The following is a 21,678-nucleotide window of genomic DNA, read 5'->3' as shown; positions in this document are numbered from 1 at the left end:
CGGGGAATGTGGTTTGAAATAAGTTACTCACAGAGTGCATAATAGTAGCACAGGATAACGTTTCCGTCCCCTTACGGGGAATGTGGTTTGAAATTGCCTAGCGATAAGTGGAATACAAGGCGTATATATACGGTTTCCGTCCCCTTACGGGGAATGTGGTTTGAAATTCGGCGTTGCCGCTGCCGTAGGGGACGTAGTCGATGACCGTTTCCGTCCCCTTACGGGGAATGTGGTTTGAAATAAGGATGATTAATAATGGATAAGGATTTAGAAAAAGTCGAGTTTCCGTCCCCTTACGGGGAATGTGGTTTGAAATGCGCCTATATGGTATTATCAGGGCGCGGCGTCGTTTAGTTTCCGTCCCCTTACGGGGAATGTGGTTTGAAATTTGTTTACATCAGGCGTGGGGAATGGGCTTTCGGCAGGTGGGAAGTTTCCGTCCCCTTACGGGGAATGTGGTTTGAAATTTGTTTACATCAGGCGTGGGGAATGGGCTTTCGGCAGGTGGGAAGTTTCCGTCCCCTTACGGGGAATGTGGTTTGAAATTTACGGATGGGGCGCAAACATCTACATCATCGACAGAGTTTCCGTCCCCTTACGGGGAATGTGGTTTGAAATCTTGCTTTGCAAACCCTTGCTGTTACTGGGCTGAAAATGCCTTTTGCGGCGGGGAGGGCGGGAGCGGCGGTTTTTCTTTTGCCGTTTCGCCGAAAAGTGCCGTCAAGCCTTGCCGTGTCTGGCGCGGGAGGGATTTCACGCTTTTAGTATACCATGATTCGTTCCAGAAGACAAGGTTTCCGCAGAGAAAAACTGCAGCGCATTTCCGGCGTGTTTCCGGGGGGAAATGTCCGGGCTTCCTGCCTTGAGGTTAGCGTGATTTTTCTGATCTGCGGTTCCGGCTATTGACCAAAGATGGGCGATGTGTTATATTCGTAATGAGAATTGTTATCCGTTATGTGATTCCTGCACGCTTCAAGCATAGCAGAAGAAGACGCGGATCGCAAGGCTTTTCCTGCCGTCGGGATGTGTTCTGCGGCAGGAATCCGTTGGCTGGATATTCAGATCAGGCATGGCAATTTGGGAGGTCTATTCATGAAAAAAGCAGCAGTGGTATACTGGAGCGGTACGGGCAATACGGAGACGATGGCGAACGCGGTCGCCGAGGGCGTGAAGAAGGGCGGCGCTGAGGTCGAGGTGTTTAAGGTCGCCGATTTTTCGGCGGACAAGATGGCGGATTTCGGCGGCTTCCTCTTCGGCTGCCCGGCAACGGGCACGGAGGAGCTGGAGGCGGATGAGTTCCTGCCGTTCTTCGAGGAGGCGGAGAAGAAGCTTTCCGGCGTCCCGGTCGGACTGTTTGGCTCCTATGGCTGGGGCGGCGGCCCGTGGATGGAGGATTGGACGGAGCGTACGCGCAATGCGGGCGCCAAGCTTGTCGCCGACAGCGTGATCAGCGAGAACGCGCCGGACGATGCCGGCATAGCGTCCTGCGAGGCTCTCGGTGAGGCGATGGCGAAGGCTCTGGCCTAAGAACGCACGAGGCATGCCGCCGGCAAGATGCATGGCGGCGTGCGGCACACACCGCTATAAGAGGGGGCAGCTGCGTTCGCCCGGCTGCAAAAGATGCCCTGTCGATTCCGAAAATATCGGCAGGGCGTCTTTTGTGTCATTTTTTCCTAAATAGTATATTGAAAATCATTCGCAGGTATGCTATCCTATAGTCGTATGCAGGAGGTGATGATTTTGGGAAAAGATGGTTTTGAGCGGATGCTCTGCTTTCACTGCGCTCCCACGTTCGCCGGGATCAAGCCCGCGAGCCTTGTTTCATTCCAGAAGAGCCGCTTCGAGGATTTTGATGCTCTTCTTGATTCGTATGCGACTTGCTTCGACTGCAAGGGAATAACGCCTGTCCGCCTCGCCGAGGGGGAGGAGTATGTCCTCATGCTCTTTTACCGCGAGAGGCTTCTGAAGCGTATTCTCAAGCAGCCTGCGGTTCTTTCGCTGCTCGCGCGTTTTGGCTATCGCGCAGGAGACACGCTCCCGGCGCATCTCGATTATCTGTCGATGCGCATCCGTCTCCAAAAGAGCTTCCCGCACGAGGTCGGCCTGTTCCTCGGCTATCCGCCGGAGGATGTGGAAGGCTTCATCGAGAACAAGGGCCGCGGTTTTACCTGCGCCGGCTATTGGAAGGTCTACGCGAACGAGGCGGAGGCGCGTGCGCTCTTCCAGCGCTACACGGACTGCACGGAGCGCCTTTGCGCCCGTCTGGGAAGCGGCACGCCGATGTCCGAGCTTCTGGCGGCGGTATAGCGTTCGGCTTGCTTCTTGAGGATCAAAAACAGAGATTCGCTATCTAAAATTTGGGAGGTTTTTTGTCATGAAAAAAGCAGCAGTTGTATATTGGAGCGGCACGGGCAACACCGAGGCTATGGCGAACGCCGTTGTCGAGGGTGTGAAGAAGGGCGGCGCCGATGTGGAGCTCTTCCGTGTCGATCAGTTTGGTGCGGACAAGATGGATGGTTTCGACGGCTTCCTTTTCGGCTGCCCGGCGATGGGGGACGAGGTCCTCGAGGAGGACGAGTTCGAGCCGTTCTTCACGGAGGCGGAGAAGAAGCTTTCCGGCGTTCCGGTCGGTCTTTTCGGCTCGTACGGCTGGGGCGACGGCGCTTGGATGGAGTCTTGGGCTGAGCGTACCCGTACAGCCGGCGCCAAGCTTGTTGCGGATGGCGTAATGGTCGAGAATGCTCCCGATGACGATGGCGTCAAGGCTTGCGAGACGCTTGGGGAGACGCTTGCCAAAGCGCTCTGATCTTCTTCTGAGGCCAACCGCTAAGCGCATGTTCGTGTGCATGGCTCCGGTTTCTTATACTTGCGCCTGCAGCCCGCCGGGGATTCGCCTCGGCGGGCTGCTTTTTGTTCGCCGGCGGGGCGGCCTGTCTTCGAGCGGCGCTCCTGCGCCTTGCGTTGATGCGGGCGCGCCCTTTTCCTAAAAGCAACTAGCCGGGGAAGCAGATTTGCACTGCCTGCCCCGGCTGGAAAAGAGCCGTTTCTTTTCAGTTGCCTTCCTTTGGTGGAAAAAACGATCTGTGTGGTTCAGGGATGCCTTACCATCGCCCGAACCGAGATAGGAAAACCCAATGGCCGTAAAAAATGATGCGATGCAGTGCTTTCATTCCGCACTGTCGGCGAACGGCAGTATGCCAAGGGCGTATGCCGTCCCATCGCGAAGCGTCCATGATTGTCGGCGGGGCTGCTGGGATTCGTAACCTTTCCCCAGGCCTGGAATATCATCTGCCCCGCTTGGCAACGCCCACTGAAACGGGTATGGTTTCGGATGTTCATTGGGTCTTGTTTCCTATATATTTAGAATACCACATCCCATCGTCTTCTGCAAGCATATTTTTCTGAAAAAGCGTAAAGAAAAATATTTTTCTCGGATAAATTGCAGGTCTTAGCAAAAAAAGAATATGGCCGGGTTTGTCTGCCTAAGCGATTGGCATGAATGTGCGATTTTCAGGACGGTTTTCCGCTTTGCCGTCCAGGGGCAGGGCGATCGGGAAAGGCTTGTTTTTGCGTGGAGAGCGATTTTTCATAAGGTGTCGTTCTTTTTTCACAGATGCTTTTTTGTTGCGCTTTTTTCCGGCTTGACGCATAATGGAGGGAGAAAGATTCGTCGTCTCGCTGCCGCACGTCAAATCAGGAGGAGGCTCTTGCATGGAAAGCTTTCTGACAAACGCGCTCGTCCATGCCGGACCTGCGCTCGCGATTTTTCTCGCTGCTTTTTTGCAGTCGATCACGGGGTTCGGCCTCGTCATCGTTGCCGCGCCGCTTCTGATGTTTTTCTACGAGCCGAAGCTCGTCGTTCCCATCATGCTGCTTCTGGCCTGTGCGGGCAACAGCGTGCAGGGCTTCCTGATGCGGAAGAAGGCAAACCTTCCGCTGATCGGCTGGCTCTATGTCGGCGTCATCCTCGGACAGCCGCTCGGGTTTCTGGCTTTTGACTATGTATCGAACGCGACGCTCAAGGTTTGGATCAGCACGGTCGTTTTTATCTCGCTGCTCTTCATGCAGGTTTCGCACCGCCATATTCCCGAGTGCCGCCGGAATACGGTCATCACGGGCATCTGTTCGGGCTTTTCCTCGATCACGTCGGGCATGGCGGGGCCGCCGTTTCTCATCTATCTTGCCTATACGAAGATGAGTGCCGAATCCTTCCGCGCGACTTGCTTCGTTTTTTTCCTCTGCTGCAATATTACGTCGCTTGCATGCTACCTCATCGGCGGGCATTCTCTGTCGCCTGCCTTTGCCGAGGTCGGCTATCTTCTGCCCGCCCTGGCAATCGGCCTCGCCCTGGGACATGTTCTCGCCCGCTTCATTCCCACATCCCTTCTGCGCCGCCTGATCTTCTTCATCCTGTATGCCACGTCTCTCTACACGATATGGAGCGTCACGATGAAGGGCTGATTCTTTGCAAAACCGCTGCGGCTGATGATATAATAGAAGCAAAGGAGGCGGCTATGCGAGAAGGAAAAGAATACACAGCGGAAGATGTGCTCCTAGGCTATGCGAATCCTGCCTACGATCAAATGGCAAAGCGTCTGCTCGCAAAGAAAAAGGTTATGGCGCGTATTCTCAAACGTACTGTGCCGGAGTTTGCCGAAGCGAGTTTGGCGGATATTGCCGATAAGTATATCGAAGGTGAGCTGCAAATCGGCGAGATCCCCGTACATGCGGATAAAACCAATGCTGTGAGAAATGCACCGCGTTCCCCTAAGGAACTTCGTGGGAACAATACGGAAAATGCCAGTGCAACGGAAGGCTGGGTTCATTTTGATATCCTGTTCCAGGCAAAGGCGCCAAAAACAGGTGAGCTTATAACCTTGATCATTAACCTTGAGGCGCAGAAAACACAGGCGCGTCATCGCCTCGGTTATGCGCTTCTGCGCCGAGCCGTATACTATGCCAGTCGGCTCATTTCCTCCCAAAAGGAAACGGAGTTCACGGGCATCGATTACGATAATATCAAAAAGGTTTACACCATTTGGCTTTGCATGGATTCGCCGACAGGCAAGAGCTCCATTAACCGCTACGATATTGCTGAAAAACATCTGCTGCATCGATACAAGGAAGAGAAGCGCGACTATGACTTGATGAGCATCGTCATCGTTTACTTGGGGGACACAGCGGAAAGGGATGCCTTTATACGTTTTCTCTATTTATTGTTCCGTGATTCGCAAAAGTCGGCTGAAGAGAAGAAACGGATTCTTGCAGATGAATTCGACTTGGATATTACATCGGATATGGAAGAGGAGATGAAAAGCATGTGCAATCTGAGTGAAGGCATTTATGAACGTGCTTGGGCAAAAGGCATGGAACAGGGCATGGCACAGGGTATGGCGCAGGGTATGGCAAAGGGAGAGGAAAATATACGCACGGAAATCGTGCTCTCCATGCTTGCGGAGAAGACGCCTCTTGATACGATCATGCGTCTTACAAAAGCCCCAGCAGAAAGAATCCGTGCCTTGGGTAAGGAGCACGGATTCCTGTGAAGCTGCTTTAGCGCGAATGGTGACATAGGAGCGTCAAGAAGCCCTCCCGTTCCCACTGCCGGATTTCGCATGGGCGAATCATGGCTGGAGGGAATGGGAGGGCTTTGTTTTGCGGGATTCCATATCGCATGGCGCCGCAGCAGGGAGAGGAAACTTCCGTGCTGCGGCGCTTCTCTTTATCTTGTCATGGCTTGATTTCATCGTACATGCGGCAGCGATTCGGGCCGAACTTTCGGGCGGAGAGCATGGCTTCCTCGGCTTCCTGACACAGGCGGGAGAAACGCATGTCGGGCGAGCCTGTGACGGAGATGCCCATGCTGAAGGTGATGTTGCGGAAGTCCTGCGGCTGCACGCGAAGGAAGAGGTCGAGGATGCGCTGGGCACGCTTTTCGATGATATCGATGGAGATGCGTCCGGAGATGAAGACGGCGACTTCCTGTTCGTTGATGCGGCCGAAGACGTCTACGCCGCGGAAGTCGGCGCGCACGGAATCGGAGAGCGCCCCGATATAGCCATTGTAAGCGGTCGGCCCGAGGTTTTCCATGAGCTGGGCGGCATGGTCGATGCCGACGATGAAGAGCACGCCCTTTTCGCCGCGGGAAAGCCCTATGAGCTGGCGGTTGACGAGAAGCTCGAGCCCGTCGCGGTTGAAAAGGCGCGTCTGCGGGTCGCGCTTGAGGCGGGCTTCCTGATGTTCCATCAGCCGCTCTTCGTCCGTGATATCTTCCATGAGGCCGACGACGGCATAGATATCGCCGTTCTTGGTTGCAAGGCTGCGGTAGGAAGTGCGCCGCCAGAGGATGCCGTGCTTTTCTGTCTGGATGCGGTATTCGACGATGTCGTCGCGCATTCTCTTGCAGGCGTCCTTGAGACGGGCGAGCACGTCGTCGCGCTCTTCCGTATCGGCAAGGATGCTGTTCGCAAAACGGTCATAGAAGTCTTTCTGATGCGTCTCCAAAAGACCTTCGCCCGGCGTGGCGCGCAGGTAAGAAGTTTCGTCTTTGACGACGTCGTACTCATAGGCGATCATATTTGATTTTTCGAGGAAGAGCTGAAGGAGGGTGTCGCGGCATATTTTGCCGCGCTCTTCGGCACGCTGGTGAATCTCGCCGTTTTCAACAGGGGGCAGGGTCTCTGCTGCCGGCGGACGTTTCCCTGCAGTTTTCGAGATGGCGATTCTCCTCATGTCTGTACTCTTCATGGCAAAAACTCCTATCTTTCCGATTCTCGCATTGCACCTGGTTCTTTGTCCCATTATAAGGGAAATTGCGATAATTTTCAAAGAGAATTTCTTGCAAAGAGGAAAATCCTTTATTCTATGGGTTGATTGTCCCGTGGTGTTGGAAAATGCCATACTGCGACGTCTGCAGACTCCCGTTTTGCGCAAGTGTCAAAAAGCCCGCCTGTTTCCTTCCGGCCAAAGCTCCTTTCAGGACGGTCTGGCCGGTATGCAGGGAAACAGGTGGGCTTTTGTTTCGTGGGGTTCCATGTTTATGCCGGGCGCTGAACCGTCAAATTTCTTTCGTGCGTCCGCGCGGCTTTATCGGCTTGCCGGCTTCATTGCGCTCTGCAAGAGGCGCTGTGCCTTGCCGGGCGCTGCTCTGCAAGGGTCACTTTACGACGAGAACCGGGCACTTCGCCTGCTCGACGATGTACTGGCTGACGCTGCCGAGGAGGACGCCCTTCACGACGCCGAGGCCGCGGCTGCCCATGACGATGATGTCCGTGCCGCTGTGCTCCGCGAAGTCGAGGATGGCGACGGCGGGGGAGCCGGTCTCCGAGAACGCTTCTTTTTTGATGCCCGACGGCACCATCTGCATGGCGCGGTCAAGAATGACGTTGCCGGCCTTCGTGACGGCCTCGAGCACGACATCCGACAGGCAGGCATTGATGGCGAGCTGGTTGATGTTCGCGATGTAGAGGAAGTTCAGCTTCGCATCGCAGACTTCCGCCAGCTTGATCGCTTCGGCAACGGCGCGATCCGAGCCTTCCGACCCGTCTATGGGGACAAGAATGTTTTTTAACATGATATAACCCTCCTTTTCTTGGAAGCCATTTCACCGGGGCAGGATCCTGCACGTATTTCTGCCCGGCCTACTTGACGATAAGGACAGCGCATTTCGCTTCCTCCATGACTTCCTGGCTCACACTGCCCAGCAGGAAGCCTGTGACAGGGGAGAGCCCCCGCCCGCCCATGACGATAAGCTCATGACCGTTCGCTTCGGCGAACTCCACAATCTTGCGGGAGGGCACGCCGACTACGATATGGCTTTCGACGTCAATGCCGTCGGGCACATTCTCCTTCGCATGGGACAAGATCTCCTCAGCGGAATGGGTTCCGGTCTCCATTACGCTCAACGGCAGCCACGATGGGTTGTCCGGGTCGCCGTCCGTTTCCCGCTCGAAGTAGGAAACATAGAGGAGGTCGATGTGCGCCCCGATGGAGCCTGCCAGGCGAACCGCCATTTCCACAGCTTTTCCGGAGTGCTCGGATCCGTCCACTGGCACGAGAATTCGCATCTTATCCTGCATTTGGCACCTCCTTCTGCCATGATCGTATACTTTCTACCTTTATAGTTCGTGAACAAGAAAAAAAATCCTCTTGATTTTTAGAAATTTTATGGAAATTTTTGCAGGAATATAAGAAACCCCGATACATTCGATTCAGCCGTCTTGACGCAGGGTGTTCCTCTTCGCTGCATCGTCAAAAAGGGGGATTTTTTTCTTTGCCCGCAGGCTCTTTCATGCTAGAATATAACGTATATTGGCAAAGGCCGCTGAGGGAAAACGAGGCGGACGAAGAGGAGAGAAAGTGGAATTATGAAGAAGAATGAACCGGCGGCCGATGTCGCCTCGATCATGGCGGGAACGACCATTGCGGGTCTCTATGAGGCGGCGCGCGCGCTGGACGGCGTGGCGAAGAAGACCAGGCTCCTGCCGAGCCCGTTTTTTTCCGCGCTGGGCGAAAACGACGTCTATCTGAAGCCGGAAAACCTTCAGAATACAGGCTCCTTTAAGCTGCGGGGCGCGTACAACAAAATCGCGCATATGACGGAGGAGGAACGCGCCAAGGGCGTCATCACTTCCTCGGCGGGCAACCATGCGCAGGGCGTCGCGCTTGCGGCCGAACGGCTCGGGGTCAAGGCCGTCATCTGCATGCCTGCGACGACGCCGCTGCTGAAGGTCGAGGCGACGCGCTCTTATGGCGCCGAGGTCGTGCTGGCAGGCGATACGTTCGATGACGCTTACCAGCGTTCGCGCGAGCTGCAGGCGGAGAAGGGCTATGTCTATGTTCATCCGTTCAACGACCGCGATGTGCTTCTGGGACAGGGGACGACGGCGCTGGAAATCATTGATGAGCTCAAGGATGTCGACGCCATCCTCGTGCCCATCGGCGGCGGTGGCTTCGCCTCGGGCGTTGCTTTCGCAGCGAAGTCCGTGCGCCCCGAGGTCAAGGTCATCGGCGTCGAGCCGCAGGGCGCGGCCTGCATGGCGGCCTCCTTCGCCGCCGGCCGGGTCACGACGCTCGCGCAGATCGAGACGGTCGCGGACGGCTGTGCCGTCAAGACGCCGGGGGATCTTACCTATGCGTTCTGCCGCAAGTATCTCGACGACATCATCACCGTGTCCGAGATGGAGATCATGAGTGCGCTGCTCTTCCTCATCGAGAAGCACAAGCTCATCGCGGAGGGCGCCGGCGTTCTCTCGCTTGCGGCGCTTGCGCGCCTGCCCTTCAAGGGCAGGAAGGTCGTTGCAATCCTCTCGGGCGGCAATATCGACATATCGACGATTTCTGCGCTCATCAGCAAGTCCCTGATTGCGCGCGGCCGGATCTTCTGTTTCGCCGTGCAGCTGCCGGACAAGCCCGGACAGCTGCTCAAGGTCGCTGAAATCGTCGCGAGGGAAAACGCGAACGTGATCAAGCTCGTGCACAATCAGGCCAGCGTCACGGACAGCTTCCAGCAGGTGCAGCTCGAGGTCACGGTCGAGACGCACAATCAGGAGCATATCGCCCGCCTCGTCGCAGCTCTTGCCAAGGAAGGCCTGCCGGTGACGAAAATTTATTGAACGGCTGCCGGCTGCCTCTGAAAAAGAAGAACAGCCCGGAGACGGAAGATCCCGGGCTGTTCTTCTTTATCGCTTGCGGCGGCTCAGAGCCAGGCGTATTTAAGGATGAAGAGGAGCGTCAGCGCGTACATGAGCCATGTAAGCTGACGGAAGCGTCCGGCCGCGACGTGCAGGAACGTGTAGGAGATGATGCCGAAAGCGATGCCGTCGGCGATGGAGTAGACGAAGGGCATGACGGCGATGCAGACGAAGGCCGGAATGGCTTCGATAAGCTTGTCCCAGGGGATGCGGGAGACCTGCTGCATCATGAGGAAGCCGACGATGACGAGCGCCGGCGCAGTCGCAAAGCCGGGCACGGCGAGAAAGAGCGGCGAGAAGAAGAGCGCGACGAAGAAGAGCAGCGCCGCCGTCACAGCGGTCAGCCCCGTGCGGCCGCCCTCGACGATGCCGGCGGAGGATTCGACGTAGGTGGAAATCGTCGAGGTGCCGAGGCAGGCGCCGATCGTCGTGCCGCAGGCATCGGCGAGAAGCGCTCCCTTGACGCGGGGCAGGCGGCCTTTTTCATCGAGCATGTCGGCGCGCGAGGCGCAGCCGATCAGTGTGCCGAGCGTATCGAAAAGATCGACGAAGAGGAAGGCGAACATCACGACGAAGAAGTCAAGCGAGAGGACTGCCTGGAAATCGAACTGCATGAGGGTCGGCGCGAGCGATACCGGCATGGCGACAATGCCGTTCGGCAGCAGGCTGAAATAGCCCTGCTCCGGCGCGGGAATGTAGACGCCGAGAAGCTCGAGCACGATGCCCAGCCCCCAGACGACGAAAATGCCGATGAGGATGTGCCCCTTGACGCGCTGCATGACGAGAACGGCTGTCAGGAGGATGCCAAAAAGCGCCAGAAGAACGGCGACGCCCTCCGAATGAAAGGTTCCATCGGCGATGGCCTTAGAGAAGGAGAACATCGCGACGAGCTTCGGGCCCGCCACGACGACATGCGCGTTCTGCAGGCCGATGAATGTGATGAAAAGCCCGATGCCGACGGAGACGGCGCTCTTCAGTGTCATAGGAATCGCGTTGAAAAGCGCTTCGCGCACATTCGTCAGGGACAGCAGGATGAAGATCAGGCCCTCGCAGAGAACCGCCGTCAAGGCAAGCTGCCAGGGATAGCCCATCTGTCCGACGACCGTATAGGCGAAAAAGGCGTTGAGCCCCATCGCCGAGGAAAGTGCGAAAGGCAGATTGGCGAAGGCCGCCATCAAGAAGCCTGCAATGCCCGAGGCAAGCGCCGTGGCCGTAAATACGGCTCCCGCGTCCATGCCCGTCGAGCCGAGGATCAAAGGGTTCACGGCGAGGATATAAGCCATCGTCATGAACGTCGTCAGTCCCGCCAGCATCTCCGTCTGCACCGTTGTGCCGTTTTTCCTGAGATGAAACAGGTTTTCCAGCATGTTTTCCATCCGATTCGCTCCTTTTTATTTTTTGATAAAGCACACCAGAGCCGCGCACTTTTCTTTTATTCTAGCGGAAACATCCGACCGTGGCAAGAAGGGGCGGCGGCTTTGCCCAAAAGTTTCAGGAGAAGCGACGCGCACCAACGTCCGGGAAGCGGACATTGCGCCGCCCTCCGTATGAGAGTATGAACGTATGATATGAAAGGAAGTCTTTGCTGTGTACGAGGTTCAGATGAAGCGTGTTTACGAAGAAGCCGCCGCTGAGGACGGCAGACGCATCCTCGTCGACCGACTCTGGCCGAGGGGCATGAAGAAGGAGCGCGCCGCGCTTGCCGAATGGGCGAAGGAAGTCACGCCGTCGCCGGAGCTTAGGAAGCTCTACCACAGCGGCGAGATGACGTTCGACCTCTTCGGCCGTGCGTATCTGGGGGAGCTGCAAAAAAGCCCCGCCGCCGCCGCTTTCGCGAAAAAGTGCCGGGAGTGGCTGGAAGAAGGCCCCGTGACGCTCGTCTACGCGAACAAGAATCCCGTGGAAAACCACGTCCTCGTGCTTCGAAAGTGGCTTGAAGAGGCGATGGCGCAGGATGCGGCTCCCGGCAAAGGAGAATAGGCGGCGATGAGCTCGATGCAGGAGCCGACGGGAGCAGAAAAAAGGCCTCGGCATCTGAGATGCCGAGGCCGAGCGCTGCGCCTTTACGCCTTTATTGGAACGGACGCGCTTCTTTGTACTGCGGAGAGATGACAAGCGTGCCTTCGTGGTTCATATAGCCCCATTTGTCGCCGATCTTGACGGGGGCGAGCCCGTCGGCGAAGTCGCCGATTTCCGTGATGCCGAAGGGAAGTCGGAACGGCGGACGCCCGTCTTTGTCGATCAGGCTCCATTGGCTGCCCTGCCGCACGGCGGCGACGCCCTCATGAAAATCGCGCACTTCGTCGTACTTCGGTGCGATGGACAGAGTGCCGCTCTCTGTCACATAGCCCCAGGCGTTGCCCTCTTTGACGGCCGCCAGATTCTCGGAAAAGCGGCGCATATCCTTATACTTGGCTTCGACGAGGTATTCGCCCTTTTCGTTCACGCAGCCCCATTTCCCTTTGACTTTGACGATGGCCTTTTTGTCATGGAAGGTATCGGTGTAGTCGTTTTTGGGAGAGATGATTTCCTTTCCGCTGCGGTCGATATAGCCGCGCTTGATCTTCTCGTCGGTGAGAAGATCCGGGTCGTACACATAAAAGCCGGTCGCCGCTTCGGCGATGGTCAAAAGCGCACCAAAAAGATTGGTGGTGCTGACCGTGCGGCGCACTTCGGCAAGGCCGCCGTGGAAGGGCAGGACGTTGTCGTAATGTGCAGAGAACATTTTCGCGCCCGTCTTGTCGATATAGATCCAGCCTTCCTTGCTCTTGACCGGAGCGAGGCCTTCGCTGAAACCGCCGGCGACTTCCCGGAACTGCGGCTCGATGACCATGGTTCCCTTTTTGTCGATAAAGCCCCACTTGCCTTTGAGCGAGACAGGTGCGAGGCCTTCGCTGAAAATCATGGCGTAATCATATCGGCAAGGGATGGCCTCTTTTCCCTCGGCGTCGATGAAGCCGATGCGCTTTTTCTTGTCCTGTATGGCGGCGCGTCCTTCCGAGAAGATGCCTGCCGCCCGATACGTTTGTTCGCTCAGAAGGCTGCCGTCACGGCGGAAGTATGTCCAGGACTTGTCCTTGAGCTGCACGGCTGCGACATCTTCGGTGAACGGCACCATGTCGCGATATTCCGCCGGCAGCACGATGTTGCCGTCCGCATCGTAGCAGCCCCATTTTCCCTTCGCGTCCTGCACGACGATGCGCTCTTCCTCAAAGGGCTCCAGATGCTTCATGGAGACTGGGACGACGATTTTGCCGGAGCGATGGAAGACGCCCCAGGATTTTCCTTTGCGTGCGGCGATCAGTTCTTTCGCATAGGGGAAGAGCTCGTCAAAGTCGGCGGGAATGACGGTTCCTCCCGCAGCGTTGACGGCGCCCCATTTTTTCTCCTGCTTCACGAAGGCCAGCCGGGTTTCGCTCTGCCGGCGCTTTGCCGAATCGGAAGCCGTGTCCTTGTGCAAAAGGACGTCCAGGCTGCTGTACAGGGGGTTGTCATGGATCGGTTCCTCGGCAGCTCGGGCAGGGCTTCCCGCCAGAAGAAAGCCGACGCAGGCCAGGGCGGCGACAGTGCCGCGCAGGCGATTTTTTTTGAACATAGGGGCATCTCTCCTCATGAAAAACTATACCTTTATATATTCAAGAGGAAAGGGACAAGTTCCTTTGAACCATAGGCCTATTCCCTATAGTTTTATACTCCCTGCTTTCCTGGAAGGGCGGCGCCCAATGTCCGCAAAGCGGGCGTTTGTGCGCATGGCTTTTTGAGCTGTCTGCCGGATGCTTCGTTCCCCGTCAGGCGGCTCTTCAGGCAGGCTGCGGTTTGAGTTTTCCGCATCAATACGGTATAATTTAAAGGTGAAAACGACGCGTTCCGTTCGCTTTCCAAAAGAAGGCGCATGGCCAAAAAGAGGAGGAAAGCCTATGAAAAAGTGCATCGCAGCCTTTGCGGCGCTTCTTGTTCTCTGCCTTGTTCCGGGCGTTTCATCTGCCGCATCGCCTGTGTCGCAGGACGGATACTTCAAAAATATACGGCTGGCCGGCAAGGTCAAGATTGTCGAGCATTTCCCCGATATCAAGGTCAAGGCCGTCGATTACTGGCCCGATCTCAAGGTAAAGCTTGTCAGCGCTTTTCCCGATGATGTCGGCGAATGGCAGATCGTGGAATTCGGAGAGGACTTCAAGATACAGTTCGTCGAGCATTTTCCCGATATCAAGATAAAATTCGTCAGCGCTTTTCCGGGCGTGGCGAATTAAGGAGGGGGATCCATGCCGGAAAAGTCTGTGCGTCTGCCGCACGATCACGGACATGATATAGAGGCGCTGCCGCATATGCCGGACAGCGGGACGCTCGCTTCCGTGGCGGCGGCGATGAGGCAGCTCGGCGATGTGACGCGGCTGCATATCTTCTGGCTTCTTTGCCACTACGAGGAGTGCGTGATCAACATCGCGGCTTATATGCGCATGTCGAGCCCGGCCATCTCGCATCATCTGCGCGTCCTCAAGACAAGCGGGCTCATCGTCTCGCGCCGCGAGGGCAAGGAGATGTACTATCGCGCGGCTGCGACGCCGCTTGTCGATGCGCTGCACCGCACGGTCGAGACGGTCGGGCGGATCTCGTGCCCGAAGTAGAGGCGAGGCGCTTGCCGCAGGGAGGGAGCGCCATGCGGGCGTCTGGCGCCCGGGCTGCAAAGGGGAGCGTTTTATGTTATATACGAATTTCCAGGTCGGCGAAAGATTTCCGCTGCCGATCCAGAGCCGGGGAGACGGCGGCCTTTTCCAAGTCGATGTAAACGGGGCGATGTTCATCCTGCAGCTCTCCCGAAGCGATATCATCGCTGTCGAGGCCTTTCGCACGGGCGCGATGGAGCTGGCGCTTTATGAGGAGGCGGGGGTGCTCTTCCTGCTCTATCGGATTCCGGGCATATTCAAGGAAGGCTGGGGCGACGCGCCGCTCTCTTTCGGCGGCTTGAGGCAGGAGCAGCTGCCGACGTCCGAGTCGCTGACATACGAGGTGCTGCACCTCTATCTCGTGGATGCACAGCTCGGCCTGCTGCTCGCGCAGCGCGAGCAGGCGATGGGCAAAGACTTCGCCGCCCTGCTCTCCCGGCATGCGCTCGAAGCGGCAAAAGAGCCGCTCGCTCCCTCTGCCTTTGCCGCGCGCGTGCAGGAAATCTGGCAGCGCATGAGCCCGGCCGCCATGCGCGAAAAGGCGGCAGCGGTGCTGGAAGTGGCGCTCGACATCAAGCGGACGCCGCTGCATTGAAGGGAAGCGCGGCGCCGTGTGTGCGAGGCGGCAATGCGGGGATGGATGGAAGAAGGAGGCGGCAGCGTGAAGAAGAAGCCGAAAATCTATATCCTGGCGACAGGCGGAACGATTGCGGGTACAGCGGCGCGCGAGGATGAACTCACGGTGTACCGGGCAGGGGCGATGAGCGTCGAGGATTTGCTCGTGGCTGTGCCCGCAGCTGCGGACTATGCGGACATCGAGAGCGAAGAGGTCGCTGCGATTGACAGCAAGGATATGACGGAAGCGGTCTGGTTCCGCCTTGCCGCGCGCGTCAATGAGATCTTGGCAGGCGATGCGGCGGGCGTCGTCATCACGCATGGCACGGACACGCTGGAAGAAACGGCGTACTTCCTCCATCTCGTCGTGAAGAGCGACAAGCCTGTCGTCTTGACCGGAGCGATGCGCCCGGCGACGGCGCTTTCCGCTGACGGGCCGATGAACCTCCTCGATGCCGTGCGCCTTGCGGCAAACCTTGTTTCCTGGGGACAGGGCGTCCTTGTGACATTGAACGGAGAGATTCACAGCGCGCGCGATGTGCAGAAAATGAGTACGACGGCGCTGCACGCTTTCCAAAGCCCCGGGCTTGGCCCCCTGGGGCTGATGGAGGCGGGGACGCCTCGTTTCCGCCGTGCGCTTCTGCCGCGTCATACGACGAAGAGTGAGTTTGACGCGGCGAACGTGCAGGAGCTTCCTTACGTGCCGATTCTCTGCGGCCATGCGGGCGCGGACGGCCGCCTTGTTGAAGCTGCTGTCGCAGGCGGCGCGGCAGGCCTCGTCTACGAGGGCGTGGGCAACGGCAGCATCCACGAGGCGGTTCTGCCGGCTCTTTGCGAGGCTGCTGCGCGAGGCGTTGCCGTCGTCCGCACGAGCCGCGCCGCCTTCGACGCGGTGCTGCCCGCGCCTTCCTATGACGAGGCGGGCTTCATCGACGGCGATACGCTGCCTCCGGCAAAGGCGCGCATCCTCCTGCAGCTCGCGCTTCTGCAGACGCAGGAAAAGGAAGAGATCCAGCGCATGTTCCATATGTATTGAGAGCAGGCGGACGGAGCATGCCGTCCGCCTGCCGCTGTGCCATGAAAGCGCGAAAAACGGCCGCTGTGTACTTGTCATGCACACAGCGGCCGTTTCTGTCCCTCTTAGTAAGAGCCGGTCTCCTCGTAGGAATTGCCGTCGCCATCCTCGGCATAGACGGCGTAGTTGCCGTTCTCGTCCGCAACGGCGACAGCGACGTTGCCGTCCTCGTCCGCCACCGCGTAAACAGCGTTGCCGTTCTCATCGTAGCCTTCATACTCGTCCGCTGAGGCGACGCCCGCCGTGCCGAGCATCAGGGCACAGGACGCTATGACTGCAAAAGCCTTGAACCAATGTTTCATATTGAATCTCTCCTTTTTGATGTCTGGAAATTTTCCTTGCTTGTATTATCGCAAAGGCAGGAGAGAACTTCAACAAATTCAAGGAAAGTGACGAAATCTTGCAGGAAAGTGCCGTCGGGCGTCAGCCGCTCTTGTTTTCGTGCAGCGGCAGATGGAGCAGGATGCTGAACCAGCCGTCCTTTTGCTCCGTGAAGTATTCCGCACCGTATTTTTTCGTGAAGTCCAGCAGGGAGCGCGTGCCGTAGCCATGTCCCGGCAGGGATTCCCTGCTCTTGGGCAGCCCGTTTGCCGTCAGCGGCACGGGGGCGCTGCGGCGGTTTTCGATGGCGAGAAAAAGCCCTCTGCCTTGCGCACGAGCCAGAATCCGGATGCCGCGCGCTGCTTTCTCCTCTTTTTCTTCCGCATGGATTGCGTTTTCCAGAAGGTTGCAGAGGACGAGCGAGAGGTCGATTTCTGCGGCAAAGGAAGGCGGCACGTCCACCTTCGTCTCGATGGGGATGCCCTTTTGCCGCGACTGCTGCACGTAGACGGAGAGAGCCGCGTCGATCAGGGGATTGGCTGCGAAATGCTCGGCGTGCGTCGCATCGATTTGCTCGTTGATGCTGCCGATGAGCTTCATGGCAGCTTCGTCCTCGCCGTGTGAGATGAGGTCGGCGAGCATCTTCGAATTGTGGCGGAGGTCGTGGCGCACGAGAGCCAGGCGTCTTTGCTTGTCCTGCAGGGAGCGCGTGTATTCGCCGATGGAATTCATGCGCGTCAGGAGAGCAAGGTTGCGCTCGGTCGTCGCCGCCTGCCGGAGGATTTGCTCGAGGCCACGCCAGGCGGCGAGGGAGATGAGGATGCCGGAGATGAACAGAAGCAGGCGTGCCGGGAGGTGATGGAGAATGAGCAGCTCCTCCGAGATCGAAAAGTAGATGTCGTGGAAGAACATGAGAAGCGGCAGCGGGCAGATGTAGAGCCAGAAGCGGTCGGTGCTGACCGTGGAAAAGCGCAGGAAGATCTGGCGGAAGAAAGGCAGCACAAAGGGGAAGACGGCGAGATAGAGGAGGAGGTATAAGGCGCAATAGAAGGCGAAGCAATCAAAGAAACCGTCAAGCCCGGCATACAGTATCGTGAGAAGGACGGCGGCTGTCGAGATCGCGGCCGCAAGGAGGAATTGTATGCCGAGGATGAAGAAATGCTGTGCGGCATACGGCCGGATCAGGCAGAGGTTCAGCAGGAAGTAAGGAAGAAAACCGAAAAAGAAGAAAATGATCTTGAAGGTATGGAAGGAAAAGGGCAGGGCGCCGGAAAAAAAGAGCAGCAGGGAAAGTGTGAGCTCAAAGACAAAGATGGCGGCGTAGGCGAGAAAAAGAGTATGGCGCTGCTTTTCCGTGAGCACCGTCCGAAACGGCAGATAGCGGAGGTATACGGACGGCAGAAGCGTGAGGAAAAACAGAGAGGTCGTGAGGATGATCATGAAATTGCTTTCGGGCATGGCAAATCCTCCATTGGTATGATTCTCTGCTGTCTGGTTTTGTGGTATTATACGATAAGCGGCTTGGTTCGTCAAATATTTCACGGGATGCATAAGGATGCGGCGGAAGAGAAGAAGGGAGCTGGAAGGATGCGGATTGCCATTGTGGACGATGAGGCGGAAGTACGCGAAACGACGCGGCAGCATCTTGCAAAAATATTCGGCAAGTATTGGCCCGAGGAGACTGCCGTCGTGCAGTTCGATCTCTTCGATTCGGCGGAAAGCCTCTTGGCCTGTTTCGGCCGGCAGCTTTATGACCTCGTGCTTCTCGACATCCTCATGCCCGGTCTCGGCGGCATGGAAGCAGCGCGCCGCCTCCGTGCGGCAAGCGCCGACGTGGGCATCATCTTCCTCACGAGCAGCGAGGCGTATTTGATGGAAGGCTATCGCGTCTTTGCCGACGGTTACTTCCTCAAACCCATGGGAGCGGATGAGGAGGCCTTCCAGGCTTCCCTGCAGCGGGTGTTTGCGCGCCGCGCCAAGGCGAGGCGTGCGCTTTCCGTGCGGTATAACGGACGCGCCCTGGATCTGCCGTTCAAGAAGATCTGCTATGCCGACATCGACGGCGGCAGGCTGCGCATCGTTCTCGAGGGGCAGGATTTTCGCTTCACGCGCCCGTTCACTTACGAATGGGTGGCGGAGCGCCTCTTGACGGACAAGCGCTTTCAGGAATGTTACCACCGCATCCTTGTCAACATGGACATGATCGAAAGCATGGAGGCGGAGGATTTCGTACTGACAAACGGCACGCGCCTGCCCATCAGCCAACGCCGCCGCAGTGCTGTCCGAACCGCCTATATGCAGTATCTATTGAACAAGTAGGGCGCCTGCCCTGCCAAGGGCCGGCAGGAGGAGGCGTCTTCACATTTGTTTGCCGCGTCACTTTCAGGTAAGAAGTCGTCACTTTCTGCAATTTTATTGCAGGGAGTTTTTTTTTTTGCCATAATCAATTTTAGGGAAGCGGGCAGCGCCTGGGGAAGAAGGCACCTGTCCGGTGGTTCCCACAGGTTTTGCAACGGGTTTCCCGGAAGCCTGAAAACAGTTTTTATAGGGGGATGAAAAATGAAGAGAAAGATGATGTCGGCAAGACGGCTGCTGCTTCCGTTTGTCGCCATACTGGCGATGTTCCTCGTCGCGGGCTGCGGCGACAAACCTAAGGACACGGCGGACAAGGCTGTCCTCGCCTACGCAGAGCTTTACGCCTACGGCGACACGGACAAGACTGAGGCTACGGGCATGACGAAGGAGCAGAAGGAGAAGATCAGCGAGGCGCTCTTGACCGAGGTCGATCAGATGTTCCAGAGCATGATGCTCAGCGAGAACAATGCCGTTGCCGTCACGAATTACTATGTCGCTGACCGCAAGGCGAATATGAACCTCAAGGCGAAGGTCAAGAAGGACGACAGCGAGAATCCCGTCGTCGAGCTTACGGCAACGCCGGTTGACAAGGCAGAGCTGGACAAGCTCCTGCAGACGAACGAGGATCTCCTCGCTTTGGGCGTCGTCCTCGGCATGGCGCAGCAGCAGGGCGTCGACGTCCGCAACGATGCCTCCTATCAGCAGGGCGCGATGGACGTCTTGCGCAAGTTCATCGACGAAATTCCCTATGATGAGGAAAAGACCCTCGATGTGCCGTGCCAGCTTGTGAAGAGCGATGACGGCAAGACGCTGCACTGGGCGCCGAAAGATCCGAAGGCGATTCAGAAGTTCCTCGACGGAGAGAAATAAGCGTCGCCCTGAAGATCAGGGAATAAAGGAAGTCCGGGAACCGCAAAGGAGGGAGCGCAGGCCATGAAGCATCTGTGCCGCATGCTGCGTCCTTTCCTGGCGGTTCTTTTTCTTGTGCTCGTTCTGGCAGGCTGCGGCGGCGGAAAAGTGACGAAGGCTGGCTCGAGTTTCCCCGACGCCTATGACAAGGATGATACGTGGCTCGTTTCCTGGTATATTTGCGGCTCCGACCTTGAGTCTGAGATCGGCGCAGCATCAACCGACATCGGGGAGCTCGCGGACGTCGATCTGCCGCCCAATGTGCGCGTGCTCATCCTGGCGGGCGGCACGGAAAGCTGGCAGAACGACGAGTTTAAGGACGGCGCGCTGAACCTTTACCTCTGCGATGAGGATGGGCTGCACCGTCTTGAGGATCTGAGCGATGCCGATCTGGGCGGCCGCGGTACGCTCGAAGATTTCCTGCGCTACGGCGAGGAGCATTTTCCCGCCGATCATCGCGTCCTCGTCTTTTGGGATCACGGCGGCGGCAGCGCCGTCGGCGTCTGCGCCGACGAGCGCACGGGCAACATGCTGCGTCTCAACGACATTCAAACGGCTCTCACGAACGTCTACGGCAGCGCACCCGATGCGCCGCCTTTCGAGATGATCGGTTTCGACGCCTGCCTCATGGCGAGCTACGAGACGGCGGCGGCGATCGAGGACTACGCGCGCTATATGGTCGCGTCCGAAGAGGTCGAGCCGCACACGGGCTGGAGCTACGACGGCTGGGTCGGCGCTCTGGCGAAGAATCCTGCGATGGGCGGCGCGGGGCTTGGCGAAGCGATTTGCGACAGCTTCCTCGCAGCCTGCGAGGAAGAGGATGTGGCGGAGCAGGCGACGCTTTCCGTCATCGACATCAAGAAGCTCCCCGCGCTCACGGCCGCTTATGACGCCTACAGCCGCGAAGCTCTCGCGCAGGCGGCGCATCTTTCGCCGGCATTCTTCTCCGCGCTCGACCGCGCGGCGCAGAGCGCCGAGAACTACGGCGGCAATACGCGTGAACAGGGCTATGCGAACATGGTCGATCTCGCGGGCTTGGCCCGGGAGACCCAACAGCAGATGCCCCAGAACGCGGCCGCACTCGCGCAGGCGGTGGACGACGCCGTCGTCTACAAGGTGCACGGAAACTACCGCAGGCGCGGCGGCGGCATCTCATCTTACTACTCCTACGACGGCGACGAAGACGGTTTCGCTCTCTACGCTGAGCAGGATGCGGCGCTGCTTGCACAGAAATGCCTGCTCTACTGCCTGCTTTACGGCGAGATGCCCGAGGAGGCGAAAGCCGTCCTCGCAGGAATGGCGGAGGGGCGTCTCGGTACACTGCCCGCAGCGCGCCGCCCCATCTTCCATGTCAAAGGTCTTGAGGACAGGGCTGTCGACATCGACGGCAGCGACGGTAGTGCCTTTGTGACACTCAGCGAGAGCGAGATGGATCTCCTCTCGTCCGTGCGCTGCAACCTGATCTACCTCGGTGAAGAAGAGGGCGTGATCCTCTACCTCGGCAGCGATACGAACATCGATGCCGACTGGGACACGGGCGTATTTCGCGACAACTTCGACGGCACATGGCCGATGCTCGACGGACATCCCGTCTACATCGAGATCACCGAAGAAGGTGACGACTACAACCTCTATTCCATTCCCATCAAGCTCAACGGCGAAGAGTGCAACCTGCAGGTCGCCTACAGTTATGACGATGGGACATACCGCATCCTCGGCGCGCGCCGCGAGCTTGAGGAGAACGGCATGAGCGACCGACGCCTGATCCACCTGAAGGCAGGCGATATGGTCACGACGATTCACTATGCGATGTCCGCTTCCGGCGATGATGATGAGTTCACCCCCGTCGAAGTCGATACCTTCCGCCTCGGCAGTCACCCGAAGGTCAAGGACGAAGAAGTCGGCGACGGCAAATACGGCTATATGTTCGAATTCCTCGCGCCGACAGGCGAAAGCGCTCTGTCGAATATGGCTGTCTTCGATATCGCGGGCGGCGGCATCACGACGAGTGTCGAATGAGCGGCAGAGTTTCTGCCGCCGGCATTAT

22 protein-coding genes and 1 CRISPR repeat array (1 of these 23 only partly in view) are annotated in these 21,678 nt (G+C 57.7%); of the genes, 14 read left to right on the top strand and 8 right to left on the bottom strand.

Annotated features, from left to right (window positions below):
* A CRISPR array of direct repeats spans window positions 1–618; the repeat unit is 35 nt; unit sequence GTTTCCGTCCCCTTACGGGGAATGTGGTTTGAAAT (it extends 89 nt beyond the left edge of the window).
* Window positions 619–1,092: 474 nt separating this feature from the next.
* The 3 genes from ACRTGH_RS04225 (at window position 1,093) to ACRTGH_RS04215 (ending at window position 2,806) form a co-directional block, all read left to right on the top strand.
* A complete protein-coding gene (locus tag ACRTGH_RS04225; protein WP_368846717.1) occupies window positions 1,093–1,527 on the top strand; it encodes a flavodoxin in 435 nt (144 codons plus the stop codon).
* Window positions 1,528–1,734: 207 nt separating this feature from the next.
* The gene (locus ACRTGH_RS04220) at window positions 1,735–2,307 is read left to right on the top strand and encodes a DUF3793 family protein (protein ID WP_368846718.1); all 573 of its coding nucleotides are present in this window, start codon (window positions 1,735–1,737) and stop codon (window positions 2,305–2,307) included.
* Between the two features lie 67 nt (window positions 2,308–2,374).
* Complete coding sequence (locus tag ACRTGH_RS04215) at window positions 2,375–2,806, top strand: flavodoxin (RefSeq protein ID WP_368846719.1); 432 nt, start codon at window positions 2,375–2,377, stop codon at window positions 2,804–2,806.
* A gap of 676 nt (window positions 2,807–3,482) precedes the next feature.
* Here the strand turns inward: ACRTGH_RS04215 and ACRTGH_RS04210 are convergent.
* Complete coding sequence (locus ACRTGH_RS04210; protein WP_368846720.1) at window positions 3,483–3,713, bottom strand: hypothetical protein; 231 nt, start codon at window positions 3,711–3,713, stop codon at window positions 3,483–3,485.
* On the opposite strand from ACRTGH_RS04210, the gene ACRTGH_RS04205 reads away from it, so the two are divergent.
* Window positions 3,712–4,461 carry a sulfite exporter TauE/SafE family protein gene (locus tag ACRTGH_RS04205; RefSeq protein ID WP_368846721.1) on the top strand — a complete coding sequence of 250 codons (750 nt, stop codon included), beginning with the start codon at window positions 3,712–3,714 and terminating at the stop codon, window positions 4,459–4,461. The two genes, ACRTGH_RS04210 and ACRTGH_RS04205, sit on opposite strands and share 2 nt — an antisense overlap.
* A 53-nt stretch (window positions 4,462–4,514) precedes the next feature.
* On the top strand, window positions 4,515–5,546 hold the full coding sequence (locus ACRTGH_RS04200; protein ID WP_368846722.1) for a nuclease: 1,032 nt from the start codon (window positions 4,515–4,517) through the stop codon (window positions 5,544–5,546).
* 184 nt (window positions 5,547–5,730) lie between these two features.
* On the opposite strand, the gene ACRTGH_RS04195 is transcribed toward ACRTGH_RS04200, so the two are convergent.
* The 3 genes from ACRTGH_RS04195 to ACRTGH_RS04185 form a co-directional block, all read right to left on the bottom strand.
* Window positions 5,731–6,747 (bottom strand): GGDEF domain-containing protein, encoded by a 1,017-nt coding sequence (locus tag ACRTGH_RS04195; protein ID WP_368846723.1) that lies wholly within the window; start codon window positions 6,745–6,747, stop codon window positions 5,731–5,733.
* Window positions 6,748–7,156: 409 nt separating this feature from the next.
* Window positions 7,157–7,573: a universal stress protein gene (locus ACRTGH_RS04190; protein ID WP_368846724.1), complete on the bottom strand. Its 417-nt coding sequence runs from the start codon at window positions 7,571–7,573 to the stop codon at window positions 7,157–7,159.
* A gap of 67 nt (window positions 7,574–7,640) precedes the next feature.
* Window positions 7,641–8,078, bottom strand: coding sequence for a universal stress protein (locus tag ACRTGH_RS04185; RefSeq protein WP_368846725.1), 438 nt, complete (start codon window positions 8,076–8,078; stop codon window positions 7,641–7,643).
* A gap of 288 nt (window positions 8,079–8,366) precedes the next feature.
* Between ACRTGH_RS04185 and ilvA the strand changes: the two genes are divergently transcribed.
* Window positions 8,367–9,614 (top strand): threonine ammonia-lyase, encoded by a 1,248-nt coding sequence (gene ilvA / locus ACRTGH_RS04180; protein ID WP_368846726.1) that lies wholly within the window; start codon window positions 8,367–8,369, stop codon window positions 9,612–9,614.
* A gap of 83 nt (window positions 9,615–9,697) precedes the next feature.
* On the opposite strand, the gene ACRTGH_RS04175 is transcribed toward ilvA, so the two are convergent.
* Window positions 9,698–11,068 carry an NCS2 family permease gene (locus tag ACRTGH_RS04175; protein ID WP_368846727.1) on the bottom strand — a complete coding sequence of 457 codons (1,371 nt, stop codon included), beginning with the start codon at window positions 11,066–11,068 and terminating at the stop codon, window positions 9,698–9,700.
* A gap of 211 nt (window positions 11,069–11,279) precedes the next feature.
* Here ACRTGH_RS04175 and ACRTGH_RS04170 point away from each other — a divergent pair, with 211 nt between their 5' ends.
* A complete protein-coding gene (locus tag ACRTGH_RS04170) occupies window positions 11,280–11,672 on the top strand; it encodes a DUF488 domain-containing protein (protein ID WP_368846728.1) in 393 nt (130 codons plus the stop codon).
* A 91-nt stretch (window positions 11,673–11,763) separates the two neighbouring features.
* Here the strand turns inward: ACRTGH_RS04170 and ACRTGH_RS04165 are convergent, their stop codons facing one another.
* Window positions 11,764–13,287 carry a WG repeat-containing protein gene (locus ACRTGH_RS04165; RefSeq protein ID WP_368846729.1) on the bottom strand — a complete coding sequence of 508 codons (1,524 nt, stop codon included), beginning with the start codon at window positions 13,285–13,287 and terminating at the stop codon, window positions 11,764–11,766.
* Window positions 13,288–13,609: 322 nt separating this feature from the next.
* Between ACRTGH_RS04165 and ACRTGH_RS04160 the strand changes: the two genes are divergently transcribed.
* The 4 genes from ACRTGH_RS04160 to ACRTGH_RS04145 all read left to right on the top strand — a co-directional run bounded on the left by ACRTGH_RS04160 (window position 13,610) and on the right by ACRTGH_RS04145 (window position 16,007).
* Window positions 13,610–13,942: a 7(1) septoil knot domain-containing protein gene (locus ACRTGH_RS04160; RefSeq protein WP_368846730.1), complete on the top strand. Its 333-nt coding sequence runs from the start codon at window positions 13,610–13,612 to the stop codon at window positions 13,940–13,942.
* Between the two features lie 12 nt (window positions 13,943–13,954).
* A complete protein-coding gene (locus ACRTGH_RS04155; protein ID WP_368846731.1) occupies window positions 13,955–14,317 on the top strand; it encodes an ArsR/SmtB family transcription factor in 363 nt (120 codons plus the stop codon).
* A 73-nt stretch (window positions 14,318–14,390) separates the two neighbouring features.
* Window positions 14,391–14,951: a hypothetical protein gene (locus ACRTGH_RS04150; protein ID WP_368846732.1), complete on the top strand. Its 561-nt coding sequence runs from the start codon at window positions 14,391–14,393 to the stop codon at window positions 14,949–14,951.
* Window positions 14,952–15,017: 66 nt separating this feature from the next.
* The gene (locus tag ACRTGH_RS04145) at window positions 15,018–16,007 is read left to right on the top strand and encodes an asparaginase (protein WP_368846733.1); all 990 of its coding nucleotides are present in this window, start codon (window positions 15,018–15,020) and stop codon (window positions 16,005–16,007) included.
* A 104-nt stretch (window positions 16,008–16,111) separates the two neighbouring features.
* Here the strand turns inward: ACRTGH_RS04145 and ACRTGH_RS04140 are convergent, their stop codons facing one another.
* Window positions 16,112–16,348: a hypothetical protein gene (locus ACRTGH_RS04140; RefSeq protein ID WP_368846734.1), complete on the bottom strand. Its 237-nt coding sequence runs from the start codon at window positions 16,346–16,348 to the stop codon at window positions 16,112–16,114.
* A 121-nt stretch (window positions 16,349–16,469) separates the two neighbouring features.
* A complete protein-coding gene (locus ACRTGH_RS04135; RefSeq protein WP_368846735.1) occupies window positions 16,470–17,825 on the bottom strand; it encodes a sensor histidine kinase in 1,356 nt (451 codons plus the stop codon).
* A gap of 129 nt (window positions 17,826–17,954) precedes the next feature.
* Here ACRTGH_RS04135 and ACRTGH_RS04130 point away from each other — a divergent pair, with 129 nt between their 5' ends.
* From ACRTGH_RS04130 to ACRTGH_RS04120, 3 genes are all read left to right on the top strand, one after another.
* Window positions 17,955–18,686, top strand: coding sequence for a LytR/AlgR family response regulator transcription factor (locus ACRTGH_RS04130; RefSeq protein ID WP_368846736.1), 732 nt, complete (start codon window positions 17,955–17,957; stop codon window positions 18,684–18,686).
* A gap of 240 nt (window positions 18,687–18,926) precedes the next feature.
* Window positions 18,927–19,592, top strand: a complete 666-nt coding sequence (locus ACRTGH_RS04125; protein WP_368846737.1) for a DUF5105 domain-containing protein — start codon at window positions 18,927–18,929, stop codon at window positions 19,590–19,592.
* 63 nt (window positions 19,593–19,655) lie between these two features.
* Window positions 19,656–21,650, top strand: coding sequence for a clostripain-related cysteine peptidase (locus ACRTGH_RS04120; protein WP_368846738.1), 1,995 nt, complete (start codon window positions 19,656–19,658; stop codon window positions 21,648–21,650).
* Window positions 21,651–21,678: the final 28 nt, after the last annotated feature.

This window comes from Selenomonas oralis, from assembly GCF_051603425.1.
GTDB lineage: Bacteria > Bacillota > Negativicutes > Selenomonadales > Selenomonadaceae > Selenomonas > Selenomonas sputigena_A.
Note: the sequence above shows the minus strand (reverse complement) of the source record. Positions and strands in the feature narration are given on the sequence as shown.